Raw genomic sequence first — 15,037 nt, 5'->3', positions numbered from 1 at the left:
GGCTGTTATTGCTTGGATGCAAGGAGAAACGTGACAAGGTTGCTCAGGTAGCGTCACGTTCAAACTCTTCTCCGGTATGCGTTGTTGATCTTTGTTTCTAGTTCCCGCTGCAACAGATCATATTGCCCTTTTGATCTACGTCGCGCTGTTTGCAGCCACGGCGTTTCCTTAATCTCCAATAGACGCGAGAACACTGGGGCCGCCGCCAAAACTTCCTGCTGTCGCTCTATGATCTCACGGACATTCTGCTGCGATGTTCTTTGGCTTTGACCCATACGAATACGGTGGCAGACTTCCTCATTTAAAAGCTCGTTCTGATCCAATATGTGCTCGTAGTCCACCTGCCGGTTCTCACCCGCTGTGTTAATGGCCAAAACACTGTTGTGGCCCAAGTGAATTGCGGTTTCTAGCAAGAACTGTTTTCGAATGTATTCGTTGCTTTTGTCCGAAAACAAAGCCTCCACCGTTTGGTGCTTTTGCAGGAATAGTTCAGTATTGGAAATAGCGCTGAAAGCGACAGCGCGTACCTCCATGCTCTTGTGCTGACAGAGCTTTAGTATGGTGTTCGAAATGTACTCATCTTTGGGGAACAGGTCACCCGCCACCTTAACGAACGCTCGTACTACATGCGGATCGTCTAGGTGGAAAGCCAAGAAATCGGATACGACGGACTTCAATTCTCGACTGTTCGCCGTGAGCTTTCTGAGATGGTAGAAAAGCGTTGTACGTTTTGTAAGATCGATTTTATCGGTGATTAGTTTTTTGCATAGAACTGTCGCTTCTTGTTCTGACAAAGCGTTACGGAAACGCTTAGCAAGACCTTCACTGCGATCAGATATCCACGCTGAAACGGCGTACGTGTCACCTTCCTTGAGCAGCTTATATATCTTGTTCGCTTCTTTGTTTCGAGACAATAATTCGTTTTCTTGAGTTCGTTTCTCAAAAATTGACTCTACAAGCGTCGCACCGGTGAAGACAGTTGTGTCATCCAACAGAACATCCATACCGGACGTATGACTCAGATCAGCTCCAGTAAAGTTGAACCCACGCAAATCGGAGTATGAGAAATCAACGTTCCGAAGGTTGCTGTGTCGGAAGTCAAATTGGGGGTCGAGGCCGATGGCAACAGCCATATCAGAAAAACAGCCTTCGAATTCTAGGATGCGATCTACACCATCCTGAAACTCATCGTCGAGCAGTTCGCTAAGGATAAAATCATTCTTCATCCGAAAGCTCGTGTTCAAACTCTGCTAAAACTATTTCGCCTGCGTACCTGCGATCTGTATAGGCCAAATTACTGAGCGATTTGCTTATGAAGATGTCGAGCATTCGTTTCTGATTTTCATTCATTCTGCCAAAGAACCGCTTTGACTTTTGATCGGCGAACATACCGTTTATGGCCAGATCGCGCTGCTTGACTTTTAGGCTCAGGACAGAGCGATTTCTGTTCGCTTGTTGAAGCAGCTTCGCTGAGAAAAGCACGTGGCCACAGAGATACGTGTCGTCCAAAATTTGCTGAGCTGGCTCGGCCACTTCCCATCTATCGTTTGGTCGCGCTTTCACTCGCAAATGTTGCCCGTCTTCTCGATACCTTATTGAGTTTGTAGTCGCTTTTTCAGACTCATGCCCTAGCTGACCTGCAATATGGGGTGTTTTGTTTGAGGAAGCATGTAACGCCCAACCAGCACTTCTCTTACCTTTATCAACGACGGTGGTTTCATTTGTCAGTGGGACAGTATTTTTCTTGCGTGGTTCGCCGAAGCGACTTTGGGTTAGAATTTCTAAACCCTCATTATCCACAGAGATAGTCAGTTTCCTAAAAGCAATCTCACAGTACTCATCCCCCAGCGGAACCTCATCGCTGGTCACACGCAATTCGACGATGCAATCAACACAACCCACTGAATCCTGAGAGGGATCAAAACGGACTTTGAACTCGCAAACTTGCTGGAAATTATTTGACACGGCAATGAACTGACATTCTGTTTTAATCGACCATACGCAGCTCTACTTTAGGCTGCAAGACCGCCTTGCTCATTACCAGCGACCGTCTAGGCGATAGTTGTTTATTGGTTAGCGAACTCTGCAACGGTCTGGCATCACCATTTCTAGCAACTCGCCAGAACAGTAAACTTGGAGTCTAGTGGTGGCTGAGACAGCATGACAATCCTCGGCGCGAAGACTTGGCAGCAACGAAAGTCGTCAAAATTAATAGTCCCATAGCGTTAAATCCATCAACGGCTTCTGTCCGGCCTAACCCAAACTCCCCTACCCGTACATGTAACAACTTGACCTCCGATTCCGTTACAGTAAGTGTCGTACTCGAACCACGAGGGTTCACCTGAGAAAACCGCAGTTGATGCTTTGGGAAAACACGCACAATCCGTCACGGGTGATTAGCTCAGACAGCGGAGCGTCTGTGTAACAGTTGGTAGAGCGCTTCGTTTACACCGAAGATGTCGGGAGTTCGAGTCTCTCATCACCCACCATCCTTTCCCCACAATGTATCAAGGTCTTACGCGACTGGCATCTATTGCTATGCTGCGCATGAAACCGTGTCCGCTGCGCATTGATCGCCCGGCAGTGTAAATAGCGTTTTCTTGATTAGTGACGCGTATCTCAGCATGATCCAAATATGTCGGTTGAAATGGACACGTGGCTTTACGACCTCGGACTAGGTCAGTACGCAGATGTTTTTGCGGTAAACGACATTGATGCGCGGGTTCTGCCACTGCTGACAGGCGACGACCTGAAAGAGCTTGGGGTAAGTCTTGGTCACCGAAAGATCATCCTTGCGGCAGTTCAGGATTTGGTTGGCTCTGGTCACCTGCCTTCATCAGCGCCTGCCGCAGGGGAGCCAACCCGCGAGAATACTCGGCCATCCGCCGTTGATGTCGTGCAGGGCGAAGCTGCACCGACGAAAAAGCCCATCGCGCCCGCGGCTGAACGGCGTCATCTGACAGTCTTGTTTGCGGATCTGGTCGGCTCGACAGAGCTGACCAACCGTTTTGATCCCGAAGACATGCGGGATCTGCTACAGAACTATCAGGATACCGTCGCGGGGGCAGTGAGCAGGTATGGTGGCTATGTCGCGAAATACCTTGGCGACGGTCTTCTTGTGTTTTTCGGCTGGCCAACAGCCTACGAAGATCACGCCATTCGCGCGATAAAGGCGGGGCTTGAGTGCGTCCACCGGGTTGAAGAGCTCAACACTCCTGACGGTGAGCGTTTGTCGGTCAGACTGGGTATCGCGAGCGGCGATGTCGTGGTCGGCGACACGATCGGCGAAAACTCGTACGAGGAAGGTGCCATGACCGGGCCGGCGGTCAATCTGGCGGCGCGGATACAGGAACACGGCCTGCCGAACTCGGTGGTTTTGTCTGCGGAAGAAACCGAAGCCGCCTTGCACAGGATATTCGAGTTCGAGACCCTTGGATCAACTCAATTGAAGGGGTTCAAAGACCCTCGGACCTTGTTGAAGGTCGTATCGGAACGCAGCGCGGAAAGCCGGTTTCGCGCGTCGTACAAGGATGACGCCGACAGTACCATGATTGGCCGGGACTACGAAAAGGGGATCCTGTTGCAATCGTGGCAGCGCGCCCAAAGCGGTCATGGTGAGGTCGTTCTGCTGTCGGGTGAGGCTGGAATAGGAAAATCGCGCCTGACTGAGGGGTTTCTTGCGGATGTCACGGCAACCGGACAGGCCGATGTGATAAGGCTGAACTGCTCTCCCTATCTGACCAGCAGTCCCTTTCATCCGGTCACCCAGCGAATCTCGCAGGATGCAGGTGTTGAACCGGATTTTGATGACAATCAAATTCTGGAGCATGTCAGGAAGCTGCTGGAAGGCCGGGAAGGTCTGGACTGGGAACAGGTTCTGCCTGTCTTTGCGGCGCTGGTCGCGCCGCGCAGCGCACTGGCTCGTGAAGTTCTCGAGATGTCGCCGCAGGAGCAACGCGACATAACGATCCAAACCCTGATCCATACGGTGCAGGTCCGGGCAAGCGTGCGCCCGGTTATTCTGTGTGTTGAGGATGCACATTGGATCGATCCCTCGACGCAAGCCCTGCTGGAGCGGTTCAAGGCGATTTGCACCGATCTTCCCCTGATGATCCTGATGACCCACAGACCCGGGTGGGACCTGACCCGCGATGACGGGGACACGCATGTTCAAACACTCCTGCTGCGCCGGTTTGGTTCTGCTGATGTCGCGGATCTGGTCCGCAATATCACTGGCAAGGATCCGGACGATGCCTTGATCGCGACGATCATCGAAAAGACGGACGGTGTGCCCCTGTTTGTCGAAGAATTGACCCAGGCGATCGTGAATGCTGATGAGCAGGGACAAGTCCGCATACCATCGTCGCTGAAGGGCGCCTTGATGGCGCGGCTTGATGCAGTTTCGCCCGAGGCCAAACAGGTCGCGTTGACGGGGTCAGTCATTGGGCGGGAATTTGAACCAGATTTGTTAAGGGCCGCGATGGGGCTGGAACGCGCAGATATCAATCTTCGCCTCGAAGAACTATCGCGAACGGGACTGATCTTTGAAAGCGGAAACAACCGTGGGCATTTCGTGTTCCGCCATGCCCTTATCCGCGATACGGCATATCAATCCATGTTAAGCTCTACCCGCAGGCAGCAACATTCAGACGTTGCCCGCGCACTGATCGCGATGCGATCTGCTGAAATCGAACGCCGGCCCGAGCTGGTGGCCCGTCATCTGTCAGAAGCAGAAGAATGGCGCGCCGCATTTGACAAATGGGAAGCTGCGGCTGAAATGGCGTTGGCCCGGTCAGCCAGCCAGGAAGCGATGACTAATGCGCAGGAGACGCTCAAAGCGGCTAAGCAGCTGAACTCGGAAACCGGCCGGGAAATGGTCAGGGGCTTGATCCTGGTTGGCCGCAGCCATGACAGCCAGGGTCAGTTGTCCGAGGCGATAGCGGTTCTGAAAAGTGCATCTAACGCTGCCCAGAAACTCCACGATGTGGAGCTGGCAGCCGATGCAGCCAATCATTTTGCTGACTCGTGCATGATGACGAGCAAGCGACATCACGAAGCGATTGACCTTTGTGAAAAGGCGCTAAAAGACCTGTCTGACAATGACGAAGTCAGGCGGTGCCGGTTGATGAGCCAACTTGCGCGGGCGTATATGTTTGTCGGCCAGTTTTCCGTAGGCACCCGCTTTGGTCAGCAATCCATGGAACTGGCGGCGAAGCTTGGGGATCATAAATCCCAGTTTTCGGTAATGATGATGCATTTTGGGGCGCCATTCGTTGCGCGCAACGGGCAAGAGGCACGACATTGGCGTGAAAACCTGGACGCCATGCATCAGGTAGCGGAACACCTTGGCAGTATTGATCAGGGCCGCGACCGGACGCTCAGCCTGTTTGTCGGCGCTGAAATGGCCGACCGCGACCTGTTGGACAACTCACTCGAATTGCTGACAGCGATTTCCGAAAAGGACAATCATCTGCAACTCTATTGGGTTCAAAAACACGCACGCGCCATGGTTGCAATCATGGACGGCGACTTTGTTCAGGCTGAAAAGCACGCCACCGAAGCGGTCAAGATCGGTCGAAAAACGCACGGCGAACATGTCGAGGGCGTTTTCGGCGTTCAGATGTTTACCATCCGCCGCGAGCAGAACCGCCTGCACGAGGTCGCGCCTGTGATTAAGAAACTGATGACCGACAGTCCCGAAGACATCTCGTGGAAGCCTGGTTTTGGCCTTATCGCAGCCGAACTGGGATACACGGAACCGGCTGAAAGAATACTGAATGAAATGGCGGAAAACGGCTTCGACCTGCCGCCAGATGCCATGTATTCAACAACTCTGTCCTATCTTGCTGACATCTGCGTGGCTGTCGGGCATCCGGGTCATGCCCAGACGCTTTACAGTATGCTGCAACCTTACGAAGACCTGACGATCACCGCAGGGGCAACCACAGTTTGCACAGGTGCCGCAGCCAGACGCTTGGGGAGACTGGCAACGGTGCTGAAAGACTGGGAAATTGCCGGGAAGATGTTCCGGAAAGCCATCGAGATTGACACGCGGATGAATTGCCCACCTTGGATTGCGCATTCCAAGGCAGCGTATGCATCAGCACTCAGACAACAGGGCCGCCCCAGCGATTTGGAACTGGCGTTTCAACTGGAAGGGGAAGCGTTGGCAATATCACAGAAATTGAGTATGGTTTCCCTTAAGTCAAAGCTCGAAGGGGTAGCCAGTTAAGGTCCGGAAAATGCTTGGGGGGCATAATGCCACGATACATCATTGAACGAAATTTTGCGGAACAGCTGAATATCAGCGACAACGACAAAATTCACATCAAAGAAATCAACGACGAAGTCGGCATTGAATGGATCTTTTCCTTCCTCAGCGCAGATAAGCGCAAAACATACTGCCTTTACGAAGCCCCGGATGAAGAAAGCCTGCGAAAAGCGGCCGAGCGTCTAAACATTCCTGCCGATGTCATCACGCCGGTAGATCGGATCGATCCGGGAATATTTGCCTGACGACCAGCTTTCCCCCACAACCAAGTATCCCCTTCTCAGGGCAATAACAAATTCACGAGGCAGCCGTGCGCGAAACCTTTCCTAAAACAAGGGAGGCTTAAGCATGTTTGACCTGAAAGCACTCGACGGACGTATCGCGACTGTGGATCAAGGCGATTTGGACGCGCTTGACACTTCACTGCGCGGTGGGGTCTACCTGCCGGGAACCCCGGAATATGAAGAAGCCAGGATTACCTGGAACAGCATGTTCGAGCGTTACCCCGCCTTCGTGATCCGTGCGATGGGGGCAAGCGATGTCCAGAAGGCAATAAACTTCGTCCGACAAGCAGGCCTCATGATGACCGTTCGATCAGGTGGACACCAGATTGCAGGGCACGCCGTCGCGGACAAGGCCGTCATGCTGGATCTGTCCCAAATGCGTTCGGTTCACGTGGACCCTGCCGGCAAAACTGTCCGGGTTGCACCGGGTGCGTTGCTTGGCGACGTTGATCGCGAAACACAGGCCCATGGTCTTGTTGTCCCCACAGGCATCAACTCGACAACCGGCATCGCAGGGCTGACCTTGGGTGGCGGTTTTGGCTGGACGACGCGGAAATTCGGCATGACGATCGACAACCTTCTGTCGGCAGAAGTCGTGACGGCGGATGGCGCGATCGTCACCGCCTCGTCCACGAGCCACCCGGAACTTTTCTGGGCCATTCGTGGTGGTGGCGGAAACTTCGGTGTCGTCACCTCATTCGAATTCCAGTTGCATGATCTTGGGCCCGATATCCTGTCCGGCCTGATCGTGCACCCGATCGAAAAGGCACCAGAGCTGCTTTCCGCGTTTGTGGCCATTGCAGACACCTCCCCCGATGAGCTCACCGTCTGGAGCGTGATGCGAAAAGCGCCGCCACTCCCGTTCCTGCCGGAAGAGTGGCACGGGCGCGAGGTGCTGATTTTCGCGGCGTGCTATAGCGGCCCGATGGATGAGGGTGAAAAAGCGATGTCGGCCTTGCGCGCGCTGGGTGAACCGATTGTGGATGTCATTTCACCGCACAGGTTCGTGGACTGGCAGGCGGCGTTTGATCCCCTGTTGTCGCCGGGCGTCCGCAACTATTGGAAAAGTCATGACTTCAACACGTTGCCCCCGGCCGCCATCACGGACCTGCTGGACGCGATTTCCACCCTTCCTGACCCAGCATGTGAGGTTTTCATTGCTCATGTCGGTGGCGCGATGGCCCGCGTTGAACCCGCTTCTACCGCCTACCCGCAAAGATCTGCGCATTTCATCATGAATGTCCACACACGATGGGAGGACCCTGACAAGGATGACACCTGCATCGGGTGGGCACGCCAGCTGTACGAACAGATGAAACCATACTCAACAGGCAGTGCCTATGTGAACTTCATGCCTGAAGACCAGGCAGACCACGTGACCGGCGCTTATGGTGTGAACGGCGAAAAACTTTCCAAGATCAAAGGAAAGTACGATCCCACCAATTTGTTCAGGATGAACCACAATATCCTACCAACGTAAGACAACCAGAGTGGCAATTCCCGAACTGCGTTGATGTTGGGACCGCTGTCTTAGCACCACTCAATTTTCTCGCTGTTCGGCTATCGCGCCAAGCGGTTCCTCTCACCTATGGCCGCGCTGGCACTCATGCCCTCTTGTCGTGCAGCTACCCTAGATGCTGTATCATTAGAGCGTTGAATTTACGGATCGCGAACGAAACCAACTTCCCTGATCCCGTTTCAAACACCTGTTTTACGCTTAAGCCTGCAATCTCGGTCGCTAGGAGCAATTCATCGAATAACCGCTTCGCTAATCGCAGAGCAAGTTTCCTTCGGCTTCTTGCTAGAACTATCCGATGGGCCCATTGCGGCGTCCGGTTCCCAAAACCTTCACCTCCAGCCAGTGGAACACCAAGGCAATTACGCCCGCTACGAGAATGTAGAATACGGCCAACAGGATAAGCGGTTCGTAGACGATAAACGTATCGGCGCGCACACGGGACGACACGGCATAGATATCAACCACGGTTATTGTGGCAACCAGCGGTGTTGCCTTTAATTGCAGGATGGTTTCACCGCCCAAAGTCGGCAGAACATTGCGGATTGCCTGTGGTAACCAGATACGGCGAAACATCGTCAGCCTTGGCATACCAAACGCCTTGGCCGCCTCCAGCTGTCCTTTGGCAACGCCCTTGAAGGCTCCGCGCATGACCTCACCTTCGTAACCCGCATAAGAAAGTGTCAACGCCAGCACCGCATAGGGCCAAGCCTGACGCAGGTACGGCCAAAGATCAGACGATCGTATCCATGGAAACTGCGGAAACAGAGAGCCGAGGCCATAATACAGCAGCCAAAGCTGCAAAAGCAGCGGCGTGCCGCGAATGATAGTGCAAAACGCCTTTGCAGGGGCCGCAAGGTACCATGGCCCAACGGCCTGCGCTAACCCAAGGGGTACAGCCAGTAAAAAACCAAGAACGATCGTAACAACCAGCAGCCAGAGCGTGGTCCAGATTCCCTGCAATGCAAGCGGCGCATAATTGGGTATCCAGTCCCACCGCAATGTCATCGCGCACCAAACCACGATCCCGGCAAAGATCAGCATCATCACGATACGATGGGGTTGCATCAGAGATCTGAGGTCGATCATCTGCTGCCTCCGTTCAGAGCGGGTTGGCCGCGACGGGCCCATTTCTCAATCCGCGCAAAGATCCCACCCGAAAACAGCGTAACCATCAGATAAAGGAAGCCCGCCGCCAGGAAAAAGGTAAAGTAGGCCCGCGTGCTGCTGGCCGCCTGGCGCGTTTCCAGTGTCAGCTCGTTAAAGCCGACAACGGCCAGCAATGCGGTGTCTTTGGTTGCAATCAGCCACAAGTTGGCCAGACCCGGTACCGCAAAGCTCATCATGGCGGGGATCGTGACGCGCCGCATGGTCATGAATGCCGGCATTCCGTAGGATTTCGCCGCTTCGATCTGACCGGGCGGAACCGCCTGAATGGCACCGCGCAGAATCTCGGTCGCATACGCGCCCTGAACGACGCCCAGCACCCAAATGCCTGCGGCAACGCCGTTGATCTCAACCCGGCCACCACCCATGGCAGCAGATATTTTGTTGATAATATCGGATCCCACGTAATACAGGATCAGGATCAGGACCAGTTCCGGCACGGCCCGGATCACGGTCGTGTAAATGGCAAGAAGGTCGCGCGTGACCTTCCCGCCGTAAAGTTTGCCATACGCTCCGAACAATCCGATCACGAGGCCCAGTGCATATGCGCCAAAAGCGATCTGCAAGGAGTGGGACAATCCGCGTAGCAGATTGGCCCCCCACCCCGGTGGCGAGAGCGACAGAAGCTCTGCGCTCTGCGCCAAACCTAGTGATTCCAGAAATCCGGTCACGGCAACGGCTTAGTAGATGCTGGTCGAGAAATAGTTCGACGTGATCTTCTCATGCGTGCCATCGGCAAGAATTGCCGCGATGCCCTTGTTCAACGCCGCAAGCAGGTCATCCTGCCCTTTACGGACGCCCGCACCGACACCACGCCCCAAAATGGCTGGATCGTCCTTCACGGCACCTTTGATTTCGCAGCAAGCACCGGCATCCGAATTCACAAAATCGGCCATCGCAATGCTGTCAGCTTGGGTGGCGTCGATCCGACCGGCAAACAGGTCCTGATTGGCTTCATCCTGAGTTTGATAGACGCGCAGTTCGGAATCCTTGAAGTATTCCTGCGCATAGGCTTGGTGGATCGTCGAAGCTTGAATGCCTATGACTTTACCCGCCAGCGATTCCGGGGTTGCTTCGATATCCATCGATTTATCGGCAACGATAACCGCAGGTGTGTTGTAGTAAGGATCGCTGAAATCAATGGTTTTCAACCGTTCCTCGGTGATCGACATCGAGGCCATGATGGCGTCGATCTGCTGTCCGGTCAGCGAGGGGATAATACCGTCCCAGGCCACCGGTGTGATAACACAGTCAAGTTCCGCGGCGGCGCAAACTGCATTGATGACATCGATCTCCCAACCAACCCAGTTGCCTGAGCTGTCCAGCGACGCGAAGGGCGGATAAGGCTCGGCCGCGATGCCGATCTTGACCTCTTCTGCACTGGCAACACCAGCCGAAAGGACAGCGGCGGCGAGACCGGACGCGAGCAGTTTTTTGACGTTCATTTTGTTACTCCCTTTGGTTCATTATGTTGTTTTTCTGGATCAGGCGACCGAGCTAAGGAACTGCTTCAATCGCTCTGACTTTGGATTTCCGAAGACCTCGGCAGGTGGGCCTTGCTCTTCAATGCGGCCCTCGAAAAGATAGACGACGTGGTTCGCGACTTCGCGCGCAAATTTCATTTCGTGGGTCACAAGCAGCATTGTGCGCCCTTCCGCTGCAAGATCCCGGATTACGGTCAGAACTTCGCCTACAAGCTCTGGATCAAGCGCCGAAGTTGGCTCATCGAAAAGCATTACGGAAGGATCCACCGCAAGCGCGCGTGCGATTGCAGCGCGCTGTTGCTGACCGCCTGACAGATAGGCCGGATAGGTGTCGGCCTTGTCGCCGAGGCCCACCCTCTTGAGCAGTTCATGCGCCCGCGCGATAGCCTCTGCCTTCGGCACCTTGAGGACATGCACGGGCACCTCGATCACGTTTTCCAGAAGCGTTCGATGTGTCCACAGGTTGAACTGCTGGAAAACCATCGCAAGCCGCGTACGGATACGTTCAATCTGGCGGCGGTTCGAGGGGCTGCCGTCGGCATGCATTTCAACCAGCTCACCGCCGATCGTGATCTTTCCCGAGCTTGGTGTTTCCAGAAAGTTGATACAGCGCAGCATCGTGGATTTGCCCGAGCCTGAGCCCCCGATGATTGCAACGACATCACCCTTGCTTGCTGTCAGCGAGACACCTTTCAAAACCTCCAGCGTGCCGAAAGACTTGTGCAGGTCCTCAACCCTTATCGCCTCTTCAGACGTGGTTGCTTCGCGTGCGGGTGTTGCTGCTTTGGCTGTGTCCATATCCAAGAATCTTCTGATTTCAGCTTGCAGTAAGCCTCGAATCTCGCAATTATGCAAGTGTATAATAATTCCGTACCATGGATGGCCCGGACGTGCAGGACGACAGCCGTAAATTTACACGTGAATCTGCCGAGTTTCGGCGCGAGGCGCTGATCCTGGCGACTTTGGACCTGATTGCCGAGATGGGCGTTCGGGGTGCCACTGTGCGTCAGATCGCGGCCCGCGCGAACGTGACCCAAGGGCTGATCCGGCACTATTTCTCATCCAAGGAGGAACTGGTTCAGGCTGCGTACGAACATCACATGAATACGCTGACCGATCAGACAGCTGCGTCGTCAGGGAAAGGCAGCGCAGTATCTCAGTTGACCAACTTCGTTGATGCGTCGCTGCGACCGCCAATCGTTGATCCAAGCGCTGTGGCCTTGTGGGCCGGCTTCCTGAACAAGGTGCAGCGTGATCCGAAAATGCAACGCATCCACCAGCAAACCTATAACTATTTCCGGGATCAGCTTGAAAAGCTGATCGTCGCCGCATTGCAAGAAACCGGACGTCCAGTCACCACGCCGCAAGCCGTGCAACTGGCCATTGCCTGCAACGCGGTTATCGATGGTCTTTGGCTGGAAGGCGGTGCGCTTCCAGATGAATTTTCCGAAGGTCAATTGGCGCAGATCGGATTAGATTCCGTCAGTGCTATCGTCGGTATCCCATTGATCAAAGAGGTGGAACAACCATGAAGACCACATCTGTGACAGAACGGTTAGCGGGCTTGGGTGGCGCCAAATGGGGCGTACATCTGAAAGCGCGCGACCTTATCAAGGCCGGAGCGGACATCGTCGAAATGACGATAGGTGAACCGGACGTGCCGGTGTCGGACGCGCTGGTCGAAGCCACCGTAACCTCACTGCGGGCCCAGCGAACGGGCTACTCCAATGGCCGTGGCGAAGCTGGCTTGCTTGACGCGCTTTCCGCCCGTTACTCGGCTTCCCGCAGACGTGTTTTCGGGCCCGAGAATTTTCTGTGCTTTCCCGGAACGCAGACCGCACTGTTCGCTGCCATGGCCGGCGTTGCCGAGGCCGGTGACGAAGTTCTGGTCGGTGATCCGATGTATGCAACCTACGAAGGGGTCGTGCGTGCTTCCGGGGCGGAAATGGTGCCCGTACCTCTGCGCCCGGAACACGGGTTTCGCATGCAGGCCAAAGATATCGCCGCACGCGTAACACCGCGCAGCCGCGCCATTCTTCTGACAACGCCACACAACCCAACGGGCGCGATCCTGACCGCCGAGGAGTTAACCGAGATCGGACAGCTCGCGATTGCGCATGATTTGTGGATTATCTCGGACGAGGTCTATGAAGAACTGATCTTTGACGGGGCCAGATTTGTGTCGCCACTGGCAGACCCGGAACTGGCGGATCGTGTCATAGGCGTATCATCCATCTCGAAATCACATGCCGCGCCGGGGTTCCGCAGTGGCTGGTGTGTCGGGCCAGCCGCGTTTTGCGAAGCGCTTCTGCCCTATTCCGAGACCATGCTTTTCGGCAATCAGCCCTTTATCGCCGATATGACTGAAAAGGCGATCCGCGACGGGTCCGAGGTTGCCTCCGGCATGGCCGCCCGTTTTTCAGCGCGCGCCACGCTTTTGGCTGATCGCCTCGAAGCAGAAACGGATCTGACCGTTCACCGGCCTCAGGCGGGAATGTTCGCCATGATCAACGTCTCCGCCACCGGGCTGGACGGCGAAGCCTATGCCTGGGACTTGTTGCAGACCGGGGTGGCTGTCATGCCGGGATCCGCCTTTGGGGACAGCTTGAAAGACTGGGTGCGAGTGGCCCTGACGATCAGTGACACCAACTTTGCCACTGCGGTGTCCCGCCTCATCGATCACGCCAACAGAAAATCACGCGAGGTTGCATGAGTGAAATGACCGTGGGCGAAGCATTGGTTGCAAGGCTTCGCCAAAAGGATGTGACCTGCGTGTTCGGAATTCCGGGCGTTCATACGGTCGAGCTTTACCGCGGGCTTGCAGGCTCGGGCATTCGTCACGTTACACCCAGACACGAACAGGGTGCAGGGTTTATGGCCGACGGCTATGCGCGCGCGTCAGGCAAACCGGGTGTGGCCTTTGTGATCACCGGGCCTGGATTGACCAATACATTGACGCCGATGGCGCAGGCCCGCGCGGATTCAATACCGATGCTGGTGGTGTCCGGTGTCAACAAAACCGCATCTCTTGGCAGGGGTTTAGGGCATCTGCATGAATTGCCAGACCAGTTGGGGCTGGCCAGGACCGTTGCGTTGCTGTCCGAACAAGTTTCCGCCACCAACGCTCTGGACCCGGTCTTGGACCGCGTGTTCCACACCCTCGCCAACGGTCGATCCGGACCGGTGCATATCGAAGTTCCGTTGGATATCGCAGCTTCAGATTATCAGGAAACACCGGTCGAACCGCCTGTCTCGGTCTCACCGATTGACCCGGCTTTGATCACCCAAGCCGCAAAGCAACTGGCCAAAGCGAAGAACGTTGTCATTCTGGCGGGCGGCGGCGCAAAGCATGCAGAGGCTGGATTGCAGGCACTGGCCGAAGCTCTGGATGCCCCCGTGGTGCAAACCGTCAACGCGCGCGGCCTGATGCACAGGCATCCACTGACCGTTCCGGCCAGCCCCAGCCTGAACGCGGTACGCGGCTTGATAGAAAGCGCCAATTGCATCCTTGCGCTGGGAACTGAGTTGGGGCCAACCGACTATGATATGTATGCCACCGGCCAAATTGCTGAAATGTCAGGGTTGATACGGGTTGATCGATGCAGCGAGCAACTGACGCGACATGAGGCAGCGCTCATCATTCAAGGTGACGTCAACTTGGCTGTATCAGCGCTGGTTGACGCTTTACCGCACAAGCCAAATCAAAGCGACGGTACGGAACGTGCAGGCAAAACACGTGACGCCGCCTGGGCGGAGATTGGTCCGGACTATCGCAAACAGGTAGAAATCCTCAACGCAATGCGCTCTGCGCTCCCGAACGCGCTAATGGTCGGAGATTCCACCCAACCGATCTATGCCGGCAATCTTTTCTACGACCACGACCGGGCCGGAGGCTGGTTTAACGCGGCAACTGGGTACGGCGCACTGGGCTATGGAATCCCCGCAGCCATCGGCGCTTCGGTCGCCGATCCCACAGCACGTGTGATATGCATCGCGGGCGATGGAGGCGCGCAGTTTTCTCTGCCTGAGATTATGGCAGCAGTCGACGAAGACCTGCCGGTCACCTTCGTGATCTGGAACAATCATGGATACCAGGAAATTGCCACGTCAATGCAGGATGCGGGCGTAACAGTCATAGGATGTGATCCCTCGCCTCCCGATTTTTCAGCAACGGCCAAGTCATACGGCATTCCATTCGCTTCGGTTCCAGCTGAACCGCAGGCTGTCGCACAGGCATTGCGCCAAACTGCCGCCCAGAACGGGCCGGTAATGATCGAAGTCACCACTCCGAAATTCGCAGCTCAGAAAGATTGAA

12 protein-coding genes and 1 tRNA gene are annotated in these 15,037 nt (G+C 55.2%); 7 read left to right on the top strand and 6 right to left on the bottom strand.

Annotated elements, in window-relative coordinates; genetic code table 11:
• Positions 1-59: 59 nt before the first annotated feature.
• On the bottom strand, positions 60-1,226 hold the full coding sequence (locus ACR3FC_RS12565; RefSeq protein ID WP_480475320.1) for a pentapeptide repeat-containing protein: 1,167 nt from the start codon (positions 1,224-1,226) through the stop codon (positions 60-62).
• Positions 1,216-1,965, bottom strand: a complete 750-nt coding sequence (locus ACR3FC_RS12560) for a hypothetical protein (RefSeq protein WP_480475318.1) — start codon at positions 1,963-1,965, stop codon at positions 1,216-1,218. The genes ACR3FC_RS12565 and ACR3FC_RS12560 overlap by 11 nt, the downstream gene beginning before the upstream one ends.
• Before the next feature lie 425 nt (positions 1,966-2,390).
• Between ACR3FC_RS12560 and ACR3FC_RS12555 the strand changes: the two genes are divergently transcribed.
• The 4 genes from ACR3FC_RS12555 to ACR3FC_RS12540 all read left to right on the top strand — a co-directional run bounded on the left by ACR3FC_RS12555 (position 2,391) and on the right by ACR3FC_RS12540 (position 8,035).
• Positions 2,391-2,489, top strand: a tRNA-Val gene (locus ACR3FC_RS12555).
• A 146-nt stretch (positions 2,490-2,635) separates the two neighbouring features.
• The gene (locus ACR3FC_RS12550; RefSeq protein WP_480475316.1) at positions 2,636-6,232 is read left to right on the top strand and encodes an ATP-binding protein; all 3,597 of its coding nucleotides are present in this window, start codon (positions 2,636-2,638) and stop codon (positions 6,230-6,232) included.
• A 26-nt stretch (positions 6,233-6,258) separates the two neighbouring features.
• A complete protein-coding gene (locus ACR3FC_RS12545; protein WP_209504668.1) occupies positions 6,259-6,516 on the top strand; it encodes a DUF4242 domain-containing protein in 258 nt (85 codons plus the stop codon).
• Positions 6,517-6,619: 103 nt separating this feature from the next.
• Positions 6,620-8,035, top strand: a complete 1,416-nt coding sequence (locus ACR3FC_RS12540; protein WP_480475314.1) for an FAD-binding oxidoreductase — start codon at positions 6,620-6,622, stop codon at positions 8,033-8,035.
• A 327-nt stretch (positions 8,036-8,362) separates the two neighbouring features.
• Here ACR3FC_RS12540 and ACR3FC_RS12535 read toward each other — a convergent pair whose 3' ends face one another.
• From ACR3FC_RS12535 to ACR3FC_RS12520, 4 genes are read right to left on the bottom strand one after another with little or no spacing between them, the layout of a single operon-like run.
• The gene (locus ACR3FC_RS12535; protein WP_480475312.1) at positions 8,363-9,160 is read right to left on the bottom strand and encodes an ABC transporter permease; all 798 of its coding nucleotides are present in this window, start codon (positions 9,158-9,160) and stop codon (positions 8,363-8,365) included.
• Positions 9,157-9,909 carry an ABC transporter permease gene (locus ACR3FC_RS12530; RefSeq protein ID WP_480475310.1) on the bottom strand — a complete coding sequence of 251 codons (753 nt, stop codon included), beginning with the start codon at positions 9,907-9,909 and terminating at the stop codon, positions 9,157-9,159. Before ACR3FC_RS12530 ends, ACR3FC_RS12535 begins: the two co-directional genes overlap by 4 nt.
• Positions 9,910-9,918: 9 nt before the next feature.
• Positions 9,919-10,683, bottom strand: a complete 765-nt coding sequence (locus tag ACR3FC_RS12525; RefSeq protein ID WP_480475308.1) for a transporter substrate-binding domain-containing protein — start codon at positions 10,681-10,683, stop codon at positions 9,919-9,921.
• Positions 10,684-10,722: 39 nt separating this feature from the next.
• A complete protein-coding gene (locus ACR3FC_RS12520) occupies positions 10,723-11,520 on the bottom strand; it encodes an ABC transporter ATP-binding protein (RefSeq protein ID WP_480475306.1) in 798 nt (265 codons plus the stop codon).
• A 77-nt stretch (positions 11,521-11,597) separates the two neighbouring features.
• Between ACR3FC_RS12520 and ACR3FC_RS12515 the strand changes: the two genes are divergently transcribed.
• The 3 genes from ACR3FC_RS12515 to ACR3FC_RS12505 are packed head-to-tail and all read left to right on the top strand — an operon-like array spanning position 11,598 to position 15,036.
• Entirely contained in the window at positions 11,598-12,254 is a 657-nt protein-coding gene (locus tag ACR3FC_RS12515) for a TetR/AcrR family transcriptional regulator (protein ID WP_480475304.1), read from the top strand.
• On the top strand, positions 12,251-13,435 hold the full coding sequence (locus tag ACR3FC_RS12510) for a pyridoxal phosphate-dependent aminotransferase (RefSeq protein ID WP_480475302.1): 1,185 nt from the start codon (positions 12,251-12,253) through the stop codon (positions 13,433-13,435). The genes ACR3FC_RS12515 and ACR3FC_RS12510 overlap by 4 nt, the downstream gene beginning before the upstream one ends.
• A complete protein-coding gene (locus ACR3FC_RS12505; RefSeq protein WP_480475300.1) occupies positions 13,432-15,036 on the top strand; it encodes a 5-guanidino-2-oxopentanoate decarboxylase in 1,605 nt (534 codons plus the stop codon). The genes ACR3FC_RS12510 and ACR3FC_RS12505 overlap by 4 nt, the downstream gene beginning before the upstream one ends.
• Position 15,037 lies beyond the last annotated feature (1 nt).

The sequence above is a fragment of the Ruegeria sp. AF3 genome (assembly GCF_056536285.1).
The sequence above is the reverse complement of the archived record's forward strand: the minus strand, read 5'-3'. Positions and strand labels throughout refer to the sequence as shown.

Bases quoted from the DNA above. Each gene is read 5' to 3' on its own strand.
- ACR3FC_RS12510 (WP_480475302.1), top strand. From the start codon at position 12,251: ATGAAGACCACATCTGTGACAGAACGGTTAGCGGGCTTGGGTGGCGCC.
- ACR3FC_RS12515 (WP_480475304.1), top strand. From the start codon at position 11,598: ATGGATGGCCCGGACGTGCAGGACGACAGCCGTAAATTTACACGTGAA.
- ACR3FC_RS12535 (WP_480475312.1), bottom strand. From the start codon at position 9,160: ATGATCGACCTCAGATCTCTGATGCAACCCCATCGTATCGTGATGATG.
- ACR3FC_RS12545 (WP_209504668.1), top strand. From the start codon at position 6,259: ATGCCACGATACATCATTGAACGAAATTTTGCGGAACAGCTGAATATC.
- ACR3FC_RS12565 (WP_480475320.1), bottom strand. From the start codon at position 1,226: ATGAAGAATGATTTTATCCTTAGCGAACTGCTCGACGATGAGTTTCAG.
- ACR3FC_RS12520 (WP_480475306.1), bottom strand. From the start codon at position 11,520: ATGGACACAGCCAAAGCAGCAACACCCGCACGCGAAGCAACCACGTCT.
- ACR3FC_RS12540 (WP_480475314.1), top strand. From the start codon at position 6,620: ATGTTTGACCTGAAAGCACTCGACGGACGTATCGCGACTGTGGATCAA.
- ACR3FC_RS12550 (WP_480475316.1), top strand. From the start codon at position 2,636: ATGTCGGTTGAAATGGACACGTGGCTTTACGACCTCGGACTAGGTCAG.
- ACR3FC_RS12525 (WP_480475308.1), bottom strand. From the start codon at position 10,683: ATGAACGTCAAAAAACTGCTCGCGTCCGGTCTCGCCGCCGCTGTCCTT.
- ACR3FC_RS12505 (WP_480475300.1), top strand. From the start codon at position 13,432: ATGAGTGAAATGACCGTGGGCGAAGCATTGGTTGCAAGGCTTCGCCAA.